The following is a 13,417-nucleotide window of genomic DNA, read 5'->3' on the forward strand; positions in this document are numbered from 1 at the left end:
GGGTGTGAAGTCTCCAAATTAATAGCTAAATCTTAAGTAAATGAAAGAAGGTGTACTTTATTCGGAAAATCAATATTTAGGTCGTGACCGTGTTTGGATCAGCGTGCGTTTAGTGCTCGTACTTTTTTGTTTTACGGCATTTTATTTGAATTTAGACCATTTGATATCGAGCCAATTGTTCTTTATCGTAGGAGTAGGTATTATCATCACGTCTATTGTTATGATGTATATGGTGTTATTCCGTACGGAAGTATTTCAAGACCATATACTTATTAGTGGACTATGGTCTACTCGGGTCGTCAAAATCGATCTTGCCTCTATTACAAAAATAGAAAAGGCGCCTTATAGCACATTCTTTTTCAATAATCCTGTTTATAATCTGCATACAAAAGGAAAGATTAAATTCTTCGCTGGAGGTAAAAATGCTGTTTTTTTAACAGATAAAGATGGTCTTACCTATGTGTTGGGAACACAGCGCCAGGAAGAGCTCTATCGAATTATTTTGGAAACAAAAGGGCGATTAGGAAAGTCTTAAAATTTGTTAATAAATTCTTATCTGACAATTTAAAGACAACAGTTTATCGAGTTATTGGTTAAATTTGAGAAAATAGCAACGAATTAACTATGGCATTTTTAAAATTTATACTTATTACATTCGCTGTTTACTTTGTAGTAAGATTCTTATTTAGATTATTTTTACCATTTGCAATGCGTAAAGCAGCTGAAAAGTTGATGAAAAAAGCGCAGCAGCAAGGTGGAGCATACGGTAGCCAAGGATCAGGCGGTACATTTTATTATGAATTTAATGGTCAAGGACAACAGGAAAGTAAAAGGTCTCAGCCCGAAGGGAAGGTACATGTCGATTACATTCCACCGAAAGAAAGCCCTGAACGCAAAGGGACTGAAACAGCAGGTGAGTTTGTGGATTTTGAGGAAATAAAATAATTTTTAGCAATCCAAATAGCGTATCTTTGTGCTATGTGGCTGAAGCAACTTTCTGTTCTAAATTTCAAGAATTACTCGGAATCATCTTTGGAATTTCTCCCCGAGGTAAATGCGTTTACAGGGAATAATGGTGTTGGTAAAACCAATCTTTTGGATGCGATTCACTATTTATCACTCTGTAAAAGTTATTTCAATCCAATTGATTCGCAGCATATCAAATCAGGCAATGACTGGTTTATGGTACAGGGTGAATTTGATAAAGAATCAATTAGTGATTTCATTTCTTGTAGTCTTAAAAAAAATCAGAAAAAGCAATTTAAAAAAAATAAAAAGGATTATCCCCGACTGGCTGATCATATAGGCTTATTTCCTTTGGTCATGGTATCCCCAAATGATAGCATCATCGTAACAGATGGGAGTGAAGAGCGCAGAAAATTTGTGGATAATGTGATTTCCCAGACAGATAATAAATATTTAGATACCCTAATTATTTATAATAAGTTTTTAGCCCAACGTAACAGTCTCCTTAAACAAGCACGTCAAACCAGTGTATTGGATCTTGGCCTAATCGAAATTCTCAATTTTCAACTTGAAGAAGTTGGAAATATTATTTTTCAAAAAAGAAGGTCTTTTATGGAGGAATTTCAGCCGGAGTTTGACCGACACTATCAGTTCCTCACCGAGGATGCAGAGTCTGTTCAATTACAATATGAATCGCCTTTAATGACAGATTCGTTTCTAAATATTTTAGAGAAGAATTTGGAACGTGACCGTATGCTGGAACGCACAACGCAAGGAATACATAAAGATGATCTGATCTTTACCATTCACGGTGGAATGCCCTTGAAGAAGTTTGGTTCTCAGGGCCAACAAAAATCTTTTCTAATTGCTCTGAAGCTTGCACAATATTCTTATCTCCAGCAGAAAAAGGGTTTTAAGCCCTTACTTCTTTTGGATGACATCTTTGATAAACTTGATGATCGCCGTACACATAAATTGATGCAGATGGTTTCAGAAGATGATTTTGGACAGATTTTCCTGACGGATACAGATTCCATGAGAATTCAGCGAATCTTTGACGAAATCAGCCGACCTGTTCGTATATTTGATATTGAAGGAGGACAAGTCAATGTATAAGAAGCAAACTAAAAAAAGCCTAGAATTCATTCGGTCAAGCGACGATATGACGATTAAGGAGGGGGTTGAGCGTCTTCTTGAAGCTTATAAACTACGAAGGAAATTTGATGAAACTTCGATCGCATCTGTTTGGCCTCAATTGATTGGTAAAGCTATTGCTAATCGCACGCAGCAGCTATATGTTCGTGATAAAAAACTGTTCGTACGTGTAGAGTCTGCTGTTATTAAGAATGAATTGGCGCTTATGCGAAGACAAATTCTAGGAAGGGTAAATGAATATGTAGGTCACGTCATTATTGAAGAAGTCGTGATTTTATAAATCCTCCTTTCATGTTAGATCAACTCTTTCGAGATTTTTTCCCTATTTCTGAGGCTAGTGCCTTAAAACTTTTCTCAAACTTCGAGCGTATTGAATTAAAACGAGGTGAATATCTGATCAAGGCGGGCGATTACTCTTCCAATCTGTTTGTGATAGAATCCGGATTAATCCGTCAATATGCTTGGTCAAAAAAAGGAGAGTTTACGCAATGGATAGGTACAAGGAATCATTTTGTGACAGATCTTGCTTCTTTCATTTTTGACAGGGCTTCCATATGGAATTTCCAATGCATTAGCGATTGTACGGTATACCGTTTGTCAAAGTCCGATTACCAGAAAATGGAATCGGAAATTGTGGAATGGAATAAATTTGAGAAGGCTTTTTTAGCAAAATGCTTTTGCACCATGGAACAGCGAATCTCGGATTTTATTTGCCTAACTGCTGAAGAAAGATATGTCCAATATTTTGAACAACATAAATTATTATTCCAACAAGTTCCCCTTCAATATATCGCCTCCGTATTGGGTATGAGCCCAGAAACCCTGAGTCGTATTCGAGCAAAAATAAGTTCTTGATAAAAGTCAAGAGCGAGCTGTCTGTCTTTTTCTAGTTTTGTCCTGTAGCTGTTAACGAACAGTTTGCTTAATGGAGCACGTAACCAAAAATTTATGTATTTATACATTTACACGGTTCATATTAAGCTTGGAGTAGTTTGTTTGCAGTTGTAATAATTGAAATTAAGACGAAACTAGAATAGCATCACATACGCTTTATCGTTATTTGAAGACAGGTGAAGGAGTTTGAGCTATTTTGTCGTTTCAACGATAAAAAGAAGACAAATGAAAAAGATTGAAACGAGTATTCTCATTGATGCAACAGCAGAAGAGGTTTGGCAGGTATTAAGTGAATTTAAGGCTTATTCCCAATGGAGCCCAACAATCAAACGGTTTGAAAAGCAACCGGTAGTAGGAAAACGCTGCAAAGTGCTTTTAGAACAACCAAACGGATTTAAGATCAAAATGAATCCAAAATTCCTTTCTATTGAACAGAATAACGAGCTGCGCTGGAAAGGAGATTTATTCTTTCCAGGTATTTTTGATGGTGAGCATTATTTTAGGTTAGAGCAAGTGGGCGCTACACAAGTTAGATTTGTCCAAGGTGAATTGTTTTCTGGATTGTTGGTTCCTTTTCTGGGAAAACTCCTTATAGAAACAAAGCGCGGATTTGACCTTTTCAACATGGCGATAAAAAGGCGGGTGGAGTATGGTTCTTAACTTTCCACAGGGATCTGTTAGTATAGTTTTTTTATAAACATGCTATTTAACGGATTTGTCGATGAATGCTATCTTATACACATTTTTATGTGTATAACCCCCTAGTTTTACACAATTTGTTATTTTTTTGAATCCTTTCGCTTTGTGTTATTAACAATATGGTGTTGATAAGTGGCTACTTATACACATTTTATGCTAATATGCATATGTCAACAAGTCACTTATTAACATTTATTGTGTTAATAAGTGACTTGTTTTGTTAATAAGTATGTTGGTGGGAGTAATTTATGCACAAATTACCAACAATGCTGCTGGAGGGAATTTTGCAAATAGGTTAATATGGGGAATTTCTATTGAAAGTTGGTTTTTATAGGAATTGCTCCAAATCACCTTTTCCTTCACGAATAACATCAAAAGTTCCTTCTGTAAGATCAACCACGGTAGATGCGACATTATCGCCATAACCGCCATCTATAACAGCATCAACTAGATCTTCGTATTTTTCGTGAATTAATTCGGGATCAGTAGAATATTCAATAATTTCATCTTCATCGTGAATGGAGGTTGTCACAATAGGGTTGCCTAATTGTTTAACAATTTCACGAACAATATTATTGTCTGGCACACGGATACCCACAGTCTTCTTTTTGGAACTTAGCAGCTTAGGGACTTTAGTTGTTGCGTTAAAAATAAAAGTAAAGGGTCCAGGCAGGGCTTTTTTTAATACACGGAATACGGAGGTATCGAAGGATTTTGTGTATTGCGAAATATCTGTTAAATCATAGCATATAAATGATAGATTAGCCTTTTCTGGTTTTAGACCTCTAATTTCACATACTCGTTCTATGGCTTTTTGTTGCGTGATATCACAGCCAATACCATATACAGTATCGGTAGGGTAGATAATTACACCACCACGGCGAAGAATATCAACCGCCTGTTCTATTGCCTTGGGGTTGGGATTGTCGTTATATATTTTAATGAGCATTTTCTATTTTTGTTAAGTACCTGAATTAGGTCTAATCTCAGGCCCTGTTGTAGGATGTCAATAGGGCAATGGTTATTATCTGCATTCAGATACGCTATATCTAAAAGAACAACAGCCAAAATATTTTGTTTTGGCTGTTGTTCTTTATATTAAAATTCTGCGTTTTTCGGCGTACGTGGGAATGGAATGACGTCGCGGATATTGGTCATTCCCGTCGTGAATAAAACGAGGCGTTCGAAACCTACGCCAAATCCTGAATGTGGTACCGATCCAAATCGGCGCGTATCCAAGAACCACTCCATTTCTTCAGCAGGAATACCAACTTCAGCCATGCGATCGAGTAAGCGATCAAGATTTTCTTCACGCTGTGAACCACCGACCATCTCACCAATACCTGGGAAAAGAATATCCATGGCACGTACGGTGTTTCTTCCTTGCGCATCCGGCTCATTTTGCTTCATATAGAAGGACTTGATTTCGCGCGGATAGTCTGTTAAGATAACAGGTTTCTTGAAGTGTTTTTCAACCAAATAGCGTTCGTGTTCAGATTGTAAATCAGCGCCCCAATCATCAATTAAATATTTGAATTGTTTCTTTTGGTTTGGTTTGCTACGCTTTAATATTTCAACGGCATCTGTGTAGGTAACGCGTTCAAAATCGTTTGTTAATACGAAGTTTAATTTCTCAACAAGATTTAATTCTGAGCGTTCTGCAGCAGGCTTAGATTTCTCTTCTTCCAATAAACGATTGGTTAAGAACTCAATTTCTTCTGGACAGGTTTCCAAAGCGTATTTAATCACATATTTCAGCAAAGCTTCGGCCAAGTCCATATTGTCTTCTAATTCATAGAAAGCCATTTCAGGTTCGATCATCCAAAATTCGGCTAAGTGACGTGTTGTATTTGAGTTTTCCGCTCTAAATGTTGGACCGAACGTATAGATGTTTCCAAATGCCATGGCACCAAGTTCCCCTTCCAATTGGCCCGATACAGTAAGGTTCGTCGGTTTTCCAAAGAAGTCTTCTTTGAAATCGATATCTCCATTTTCTTTGCGTGGAGGATTCTTTAAATCCAGGGTTGTAACCTGAAACATTTCTCCGGCACCTTCCGCATCCGAACCTGTGATGATTGGCGTATGCATATAGACAAAGTCGTTTTCCTGAAAAAACTTGTGTACAGCAAATGCCAAAGCATTACGCACTTTGAATACCGCATTGAATGTTCCGGTACGGAAACGCAAATGCGCAATTTCACGTAAAAATTCTAAGCTATGCTTTTTGGGTTGTAATGGATATTTTTCGGGGTCAGAGTCGCCAATAATACTTACTTCAGTAGCTTTAACCTCAACTTTTTGTCCTTTACCCAGTGATTCTATCAACTGACCTTTTACGCGAACTGCTGCTCCAGTGGTGATACGTTTTAAGATATCCTCAGGTGTATTTTCAAAATCGACAACTGCTTGAATATTATTGATTGACGAACCGTCATTGATTGCTATAAACTGATTGTTGCGGAAAGTTCTTACCCAACCTTTAACAACGACCTCTTTGCCAAATTCTGTGGCATTCAATAGTTCCTTTATTCTTGTGTGTTCCATCTTAATTTTTGGAGATTGACTTGTAAAAGATGCTTTGTCAAAAAAGCAATACAAAAATAAGCTATTCTGTTGGTTTATTGGTTATAAATGTTGATTTAATTCACTTCATGATGGTTCATTATAGCGCATAGAGGAGATATATTTTGAAATAAAGACAGGTGAAAACTCAAAGATTGGGAAATGGCACACAGCTCGTTTTGCGATGAATATAGGTTTGCTAAGAAGAGAACTTTTTGTCTGTGTGGCGAACGATAGGAGGAGTAGAAACAAAAAGCGCAGATTATTTCTAATCCGCGCTTTTTGTTATGATGATTAAAGGAATTAACCTTTTAATACTTTCGTTACCAATTCAGCAGCTTCTTTCAATAAGATTGCAGAATAAACTTGTAAACCGGACTCATCAATTAATTTTTTCGCTTCTTCAGCATTCGTACCTTGAAGGCGAACGATGATTGGAACAGGGATGTTACCGATTTCGCTGTAAGCATCAATTACACCTTGAGCAACACGGTCACAACGAACAATACCACCGAAGATATTAATTAAGATCGCTTTTACGTTAGGGTCCTTTAAAATGATATTGAAACCAGCTTTTACAGTTTCAGCATTTGCAGTACCACCTACGTCCAAGAAATTTGCAGGTTCACCACCAGCTATTTTGATAATATCCATTGTAGCCATTGCTAAACCAGCACCATTTACCATACAACCTACGTTACCATCTAATTTAACATAGTTTAGGTTTGATTCACCAGCTTCAACTTCCGTTGGATCTTCCTCAGTTACATCACGCATAGCAGCGTAATCTGGGTGACGGTACAATGCGTTCTCATCAAGATTTACTTTCGCATCAACTGCTAAGATCTTGTCGTCTGAAGTTTTTAATACCGGATTGATCTCAAACATAGAAGAGTCTGTAGAATCGTATGCTTTGTAAAGAGCGGCAACAAATTTTACCATTTCTTTGTGTGCAGCACCAGAAAGACCAAGATTGAAAGCAATTTTACGTGCTTGGAATCCTTGTAAGCCTACTTTTGGATCGATTTCTTCTTTGAAAATCAAGTGTGGTGTTTTTTCTGCCACTTCTTCGATGTCCATACCACCTTCTGTAGAGTACATAACGATGTTACGTCCTTTAGCACGGTCTAATAATACAGACATGTAGAATTCTTTTGTTTCGCTCTCGCCTGGATAATAAACGTCTTGAGCTACCAAAACTTTGTTTACTTTTTTACCTTCAGGTCCAGTTTGAGGCGTTACTAATTGCATACCAATGATGTCAGTTGCTCTTTGTTTGACTTCATCTAAGTTCTTAGCTAACTTGACACCACCACCTTTACCACGGCCACCAGCGTGAATTTGAGCTTTAACAACAACCCAATCAGAATTGTAGTCTTCTTTCATTTTTTTGGCCGCTTCCACAGCTTGCTCTGGAGTATCTGCTACGATACCTTCCTGTACGCGCACACCAAAGCTCTTTAGTATTTGCTTTCCTTGATATTCGTGAATGTTCATTTGCAAAAATATTTGGCGTAAAAATATAATTTTTTGGGGGATAAGACAAGGGATAAGTTGCTCTTTTATCTATTTTTTGACATTTAGACAAAATAAAATGGCTGGAATAGAGAAATAACAGCTTATTTATTCAAACACGTGGTATCGTAAATTTATTTATCTTTGTCCTATGATGTTACATGCCAAAGGAATTCACAAAGCTTATGGGTCATTACCGATTTTGAAAGGTGTTGATATCGCTGTTGAAAAAGGGGAAATCGTCAGTATTGTTGGTGCCTCAGGAGCTGGTAAAAGTACACTGTTGCACATCATTGGTACCTTGGATAAGCCAGATCAGGGAACGGTTTCCATCAATGGTGTTGATGTTCAAAAATTGAATGCTAAAAAGCTCAGTGCTTTCCGAAATGAACATATTGGTTTTGTTTTTCAATTTCACCATTTGCTGCCTGAATTTACTGCCTTGGAAAACGTATGTATTCCAGCTTTTATTCAGGGAAAGGGGAGGTCCGAGGCGGAAGCTAAAGCAAAAGAATTGCTTGAATTATTGGGGGTTTCTCATCGCATTGACCACAAGCCTGCTGAAATGTCTGGCGGCGAACAACAACGTGTTTCTGTGGCTCGTGCTTTGATCAACGATCCTTCCATTATTTTGGCAGATGAACCTTCGGGTAATCTTGACTCAGAGAATGCAGCGGCTTTACATCAATTGTTTTTTGATCTTAGACATAAATTTCAGCAGACCTTTATTATCGTTACCCATAATGAGGAGCTTGCCCGAATTTCGGACCGAACGATTCATATGCGCGATGGGTTAGTTGTGTAACAGTAATCCAGATTATAATTATATTTTTAATGAAGAAAATACTCATAACTTTCGGAACCAGACCTTTGGCGATGCGTATCGCTAAAAGACTTGGGGCTGATTTCGAAATATTATATGCAAGTTCAGAAGATATTCCCGAATTGCTTTTAGCATCAGGGAAATATGCCAAAATTCCAAAAGGTCTTCTTCCTACTTTTGCACATGAGATACTCAAATTAAGTTTAGACCAAGAGGTTGATTATGTGCTGCCTTTAGGTGGTTTTGAGCTGGAACCATTGTCCACAGCCAAAGTTTTATTTGAGGAATATCAGATTTCAGTTCTTGTCCCCGATAAAGATCTGCTTGAAACTATTCCTGTTATGGAAAATCCGCCTGCTGATTTGCCTTATAGACTCCTGTCAAAGGGCAACAGTTTATTGGATTCGGCGACTTTCGAAAGATCATTGGATGGCTTGTTTGTTGCTTCGGATTCAGGCGAGGATTTAGCGTTAATCTGTGTATCCAAATAGAATCTTATTTTTGTGGCCAGTGTCATTAAGGTTTTAACAATGTCGACACAGCTCTTAATTTTAAGCTTTTACATATCATGATGTTCCCAGAAGAAAAAAAGGTATATGTTTTTGAATTAGATGATGTTGTTTTTCCTAAAAGGGATTACTTACTTCAAGTATATTATCTTTTTGCTAATTTTATAGAATTTACAGAGACTGTTCCGGCTCAAGCACATTTGGTTCAATTTATGAAAAATCACCTTGAGCATCAGGGTGAGAATTTATTGTTCGAACATGCGCAGCAAACTTTTGGATTTGATCAAAAATATAAGGAGAATTTTGAGCGGCTTCATGTCAATGCAATTTTGCCGCTACGGTTACATTTGTTTGATCATATTAATACGCTGTTTAGGCAGTTAAAAGCCGCAGATAAACATGTTTGTATTTTGACGAAAGGAAATCCGCTAGAACAACTCAATAAAGTTAAATTTGTGGATTGGGGTGAATATGGGGATGAGATAAAAGTTTACTTTCTGGATGAACTCGTTTTTAGGGGAATTGAACCACTGGAGTTCCTTGCCCATGAGTTTACCGTAGAAACGACCGCAATTCAATTTGTAGACTAAGTTTACAGTAAGTATCTTTGTTTAATCTACCAACAATAATTGTCATTAAAATCGTCGTCAATATTGTTGAAAAAAAATTATGATTAGGGATATAAAAGCCCTATTTTTATATAAAGCCCTTGGATTTATGAATAAAGTGAACAAGCCTGCCACGATTAAAGAAATTGCCAAGAAGCTGAAAATCAGTCCTTCGACGGTTTCTAGAGCATTGAATGATCATCCTAGTATTGGATTGGTAACAACAATGCGCGTAAAAAAAATGGCCGAAGAATTGAATTATGAACCCAATCAAACGGCTATATTCTTCAAGCAGCGTAAAACATTTACGATTGCTGTTATTTTACCGAGTCTGTCTGAACCGTTTTTTTCTTTCGCCATTAGTGAAATTGAAAATGTTGCATCAGAACATCGATATACTGTGCTGATGGGACAATCACTGGATGACCCCGAGCGTGAAGAGCAGATCTTAAAAACATTTAAAAACCATCGTGTCGATGGGATTTTGATGTCTATAGGTAAAAAGACGACCAATTTAGAATTCATTGAGAAATTGGAAGCGTCTGGTATCCCGATTGTCTTCTTTGACTGTGTGCCTAGTTTACCCAATATCAATAAAGTACAAAGCGATCTTTCTACGGGTATGAACGAAGCTGTGGATGCTTTCGTAGCGCGTGGACATAAAGTTATTGCACTTGTAAATGGGCCGAAAACCTTGCCGGCTAGTGAAGATCGAAAAGTAGCTTATTTATCTGCCATGAAAAGGAATGGGATGGATATTCTAGAAAAGAATATCATCGAAACAGACCTGAGTACGGAAGGAAATGAAAAGGCTATGGATAGTATATTCGCAATGTCTGAGCGACCTTCTGCAATTATATCTTTTAATGACTTTGTTACACTTGATTTGATGAAAGCGGCCAGACAAAAGGGGCTTGTCTTAAATCAAGATATTTTCTTTATTAGTTATGCGAACTATCCGTTATGGCAATATATGGAAAATCCGCCAATGGGACGCATAGAGCAATTTCCGGGAATGCAAGCGCGTAAAGCGGCTGAAATTTTATTTGAACGCATTGACAACACCGAAATTGTCGATCAACAAATCGTCTTTAAGTCGCGATTGGTTATGTAATCGCTATTATCCATTCGGTCATAAAAGTAAAAAGGGGAAAATCGTTAGATTTTCCCCTTTTTACTTTTATTTGTTTTAATACTACAAGTGAATGACTTCACCGTAAGCATCAGCACAAGCTTCCATAATCGCTTCACTCATTGTTGGGTGAGGATGGATCGTTTTAATCATTTCATGACCTGTTGTTTCCAGTTTGCGGGCAACAACAACTTCTGCAATCATTTCTGTAACATTGGCTCCGATAAGGTGTGCGCCTAGAAACTCACCATATTTAGCGTCAAAGATAACTTTAACAAAGCCATCTTTCGCACCAGCAGCTGAAGCTTTTCCTGAAGCTGAGAATGGGAATTTACCAACTTTAATTTCATAGCCGGCTTCTTTCGCCGCTTTTTCGGTATAACCTACAGAAGCAATTTCTGGGGAGCAATATGTACAGCCAGGGATATTATTGTAGTCAATAGGTTCAACATGTAGACCTTTGATTTTTTCAACACAAGTGATCCCTTCTGCTGAGGCAACGTGAGCCAAGGCTTGGCCTTTAACGATGTCACCGATAGCATATACACCTTCGATGTTTGTTTTGTAGAAATCATCTACAACAACGCGGCCGCGATCAGTTTTTACACCAACCTCTTCCAAGCCGATATTTTCGATATTTGGAGCGATACCAACAGCCGATAATACAATCTCTGCTTCGATAACTTCAATGCCTTTTTCTGTTTTGATAGAAACTTTGCTCAACTCACCTGTTGTGTCAACGGATTGAACTTCAGACTTCGTTAAGATGGTGATACCTTGTTTCTTTAAGCTTTTCTCTAATTGTTTTGAAATTTCTTCATCTTCAACAGGAACGATTCTATCCATAAATTCTACGATAGTTACTTTTGTTCCGATTGCATTATAGAAATAAGCAAATTCAACACCGATAGCACCTGAACCAACAACAACTAGAGATTTTGGTTGTTTAGGAAGTGTCATTGCTTGACGGTAGCCGATAATTTTTTTACCATCTTGAGGTAAATTAGGCAATTCACGTGAACGTGCACCAGTCGCTAGGATGGTATGTTTTGCCGAATATTCTTTAGTAGAACCGTCTGCTGCTTTCACATCGATTTTACCATCTTTTTTAATTTTTGCAGTTCCATTGATGACGTCGATTTTATTCTTTTTCATCAAGAACTGAATACCTTTACTCATTCCTTCAGCAACCCCGCGACTTCTTTTGACAATAGCGTCAAAATCAGCCTCACCACCTTGAACATTGATGCCGTAATCAGCGGCATGGTTTAAATATTCAAATACCTGAGCACTTTTCAATAATGCTTTTGTAGGGATACAGCCCCAGTTTAGACAGATTCCGCCTAATGATTCGCGTTCAATAATCGCTGTTTTGAACCCTAACTGAGCGGCTCTAATGGCAGCAACATACCCGCCTGGACCACTACCGATTACAATGATGTCGTAATTCATATAAATAAATATTCTGTAGTTGAGTGTTATAGCTTCAAATGACAAAATATGTGAAGCATATATTCATTCAAAAGTACGCATTTTTTCTGATGAATATGAACTATTTATTGTAAAATTGGCGGTTTCTGATAAAACACTGTCGCTGTTTCTAGGTCAATGTCACATCTTGGTAAAAGGGGGAAAAATAATAGATAAACCGTATTTAGAGTCTTATTTTTGAAATTCACAATACACAGTTTATCATTATGTTAAGAATATTCAGACAGATCGCTCTGTGGGAAGCAATCTCCACCATTTGCTTGTTTTTTATTGCTATGCCGTTGAAGTATTTTGCGGGAATCCCCGAAGCAGTCAAAATAGCCGGTTCCATTCATGGCTTCTTTGTCGTTATCTTCGTCGTCATGCTGATCATGTCAACTGTAGAATACAAGTGGCCTATATTAAAGGCCGTGAAATATTTCTTGGCTTCTTTGATCCCTATTTTTGGCTTTTGGGTGGAATTAGATCTTAAAAAAGAGATCGAGGGAAAAAGACAAAAATCTTAGTCTTTTTCTCTAAAATTCTAATAGCTGAATTTCCGCAAGGAATTGGGTAGAGGATAGATTAAAAGAATACCAGTATATAAGACGAATAAGTGTTTCCGTCGCTAATGAGTGGATATACTAAATTTATAAAGACAGGGGAGATGTTTAATCATCTCTACCTGTCTTCTCAATCCCCATATAAGCATAGGTAATGCTATCTTTTCCGTGAGGAGCGGAGTTACCATCCTCATCCAGGTTTACAAAGACCAATTTATCGATCGATAGAATTGTTTTCCTGGATATTTTATTGCGGACCTCGCAGCGCATCGTTAACGATGTTGTTCCAAAATTAATCGCTTCAATACCCAGTTCGAGAATATCGCCTTGCTTGGCTGAGCTTACAAAGTTTATTTCTGAAATAAATTTCGTAACCACTTTGGGATTTCCTAATTGAACGATAGCATAAATGACCGCTTCTTCATCAATCCATCGCAGTAGTGTTCCTCCAAATAATGTTCCATTGGGATTTAGGTCTTCGGGTTTGACCCATTTTCTTGTATAAAAATTCATCGTATATA

The 13,417-nt window shown here is 37.5% G+C and carries 16 protein-coding genes; 11 read left to right on the top strand and 5 right to left on the bottom strand.

From position 1 onward, the window contains the following. Nucleotides 1-40: 40 nt before the first annotated feature. The 6 genes from M2419_RS19100 to M2419_RS19125 all read left to right on the top strand — a co-directional run bounded on the left by M2419_RS19100 (nucleotide 41) and on the right by M2419_RS19125 (nucleotide 3,675). Nucleotides 41-535, top strand: coding sequence for a hypothetical protein (locus M2419_RS19100; RefSeq protein ID WP_153846027.1), 495 nt, complete (start codon nucleotides 41-43; stop codon nucleotides 533-535). Nucleotides 536-624: 89 nt separating this feature from the next. Next, nucleotides 625-945, top strand: a complete 321-nt coding sequence (locus tag M2419_RS19105; RefSeq protein WP_088160261.1) for a DUF4834 family protein — start codon at nucleotides 625-627, stop codon at nucleotides 943-945. Between the two features lie 33 nt (nucleotides 946-978). Next, a complete protein-coding gene (gene recF, locus M2419_RS19110) occupies nucleotides 979-2,082 on the top strand; it encodes a DNA replication/repair protein RecF (protein WP_153846026.1) in 1,104 nt (367 codons plus the stop codon). Nucleotides 2,083-2,128: 46 nt separating this feature from the next. Next, nucleotides 2,129-2,401 (top strand): DUF721 domain-containing protein, encoded by a 273-nt coding sequence (locus M2419_RS19115; RefSeq protein ID WP_227550177.1) that lies wholly within the window; start codon nucleotides 2,129-2,131, stop codon nucleotides 2,399-2,401. 11 nt (nucleotides 2,402-2,412) lie between these two features. After that, nucleotides 2,413-2,976: a Crp/Fnr family transcriptional regulator gene (locus M2419_RS19120; protein ID WP_153846025.1), complete on the top strand. Its 564-nt coding sequence runs from the start codon at nucleotides 2,413-2,415 to the stop codon at nucleotides 2,974-2,976. A gap of 264 nt (nucleotides 2,977-3,240) precedes the next feature. After that, nucleotides 3,241-3,675, top strand: coding sequence for an SRPBCC domain-containing protein (locus M2419_RS19125; RefSeq protein WP_153846024.1), 435 nt, complete (start codon nucleotides 3,241-3,243; stop codon nucleotides 3,673-3,675). Nucleotides 3,676-4,042: 367 nt separating this feature from the next. Here the strand turns inward: M2419_RS19125 and M2419_RS19130 are convergent, their stop codons facing one another. The 3 genes from M2419_RS19130 to sucC all read right to left on the bottom strand — a co-directional run bounded on the left by M2419_RS19130 (nucleotide 4,043) and on the right by sucC (nucleotide 7,773). After that, nucleotides 4,043-4,663: an L-threonylcarbamoyladenylate synthase gene (locus M2419_RS19130; RefSeq protein WP_120333498.1), complete on the bottom strand. Its 621-nt coding sequence runs from the start codon at nucleotides 4,661-4,663 to the stop codon at nucleotides 4,043-4,045. 149 nt (nucleotides 4,664-4,812) lie between these two features. Beyond that, nucleotides 4,813-6,258, bottom strand: a complete 1,446-nt coding sequence (gene asnS, locus M2419_RS19135) for an asparagine--tRNA ligase (RefSeq protein ID WP_088160265.1) — start codon at nucleotides 6,256-6,258, stop codon at nucleotides 4,813-4,815. 321 nt (nucleotides 6,259-6,579) lie between these two features. Further along, on the bottom strand, nucleotides 6,580-7,773 hold the full coding sequence (gene sucC, locus M2419_RS19140) for an ADP-forming succinate--CoA ligase subunit beta (RefSeq protein ID WP_153846023.1): 1,194 nt from the start codon (nucleotides 7,771-7,773) through the stop codon (nucleotides 6,580-6,582). A 172-nt stretch (nucleotides 7,774-7,945) separates the two neighbouring features. Here sucC and M2419_RS19145 point away from each other — a divergent pair, with 172 nt between their 5' ends. From M2419_RS19145 to M2419_RS19160, 4 genes are all read left to right on the top strand, one after another. Beyond that, nucleotides 7,946-8,596, top strand: a complete 651-nt coding sequence (locus M2419_RS19145) for an ABC transporter ATP-binding protein (RefSeq protein ID WP_182333244.1) — start codon at nucleotides 7,946-7,948, stop codon at nucleotides 8,594-8,596. Nucleotides 8,597-8,625: 29 nt separating this feature from the next. After that, the gene (locus M2419_RS19150) at nucleotides 8,626-9,105 is read left to right on the top strand and encodes a hypothetical protein (RefSeq protein WP_153846021.1); all 480 of its coding nucleotides are present in this window, start codon (nucleotides 8,626-8,628) and stop codon (nucleotides 9,103-9,105) included. 77 nt (nucleotides 9,106-9,182) lie between these two features. Then, a complete protein-coding gene (locus M2419_RS19155) occupies nucleotides 9,183-9,713 on the top strand; it encodes an HAD family hydrolase (RefSeq protein WP_153846020.1) in 531 nt (176 codons plus the stop codon). 127 nt (nucleotides 9,714-9,840) lie between these two features. Further along, nucleotides 9,841-10,845: a LacI family DNA-binding transcriptional regulator gene (locus M2419_RS19160; RefSeq protein ID WP_120333605.1), complete on the top strand. Its 1,005-nt coding sequence runs from the start codon at nucleotides 9,841-9,843 to the stop codon at nucleotides 10,843-10,845. 81 nt (nucleotides 10,846-10,926) lie between these two features. Here the strand turns inward: M2419_RS19160 and lpdA are convergent, their stop codons facing one another. Beyond that, on the bottom strand, nucleotides 10,927-12,315 hold the full coding sequence (gene lpdA / locus M2419_RS19165; RefSeq protein ID WP_153846019.1) for a dihydrolipoyl dehydrogenase: 1,389 nt from the start codon (nucleotides 12,313-12,315) through the stop codon (nucleotides 10,927-10,929). 245 nt (nucleotides 12,316-12,560) lie between these two features. Here lpdA and M2419_RS19170 point away from each other — a divergent pair, with 245 nt between their 5' ends. Continuing rightward, on the top strand, nucleotides 12,561-12,860 hold the full coding sequence (locus tag M2419_RS19170; protein ID WP_046674086.1) for a DUF3817 domain-containing protein: 300 nt from the start codon (nucleotides 12,561-12,563) through the stop codon (nucleotides 12,858-12,860). Between the two features lie 144 nt (nucleotides 12,861-13,004). On the opposite strand, the gene M2419_RS19175 is transcribed toward M2419_RS19170, so the two are convergent. After that, on the bottom strand, nucleotides 13,005-13,409 hold the full coding sequence (locus M2419_RS19175; protein ID WP_153846018.1) for an acyl-CoA thioesterase: 405 nt from the start codon (nucleotides 13,407-13,409) through the stop codon (nucleotides 13,005-13,007). Nucleotides 13,410-13,417 lie beyond the last annotated feature (8 nt).

This window comes from Sphingobacterium sp. BIGb0116 (genome assembly GCF_024808035.1).
Taxonomy (GTDB): Bacteria; Bacteroidota; Bacteroidia; order Sphingobacteriales; family Sphingobacteriaceae; genus Sphingobacterium; species Sphingobacterium paramultivorum.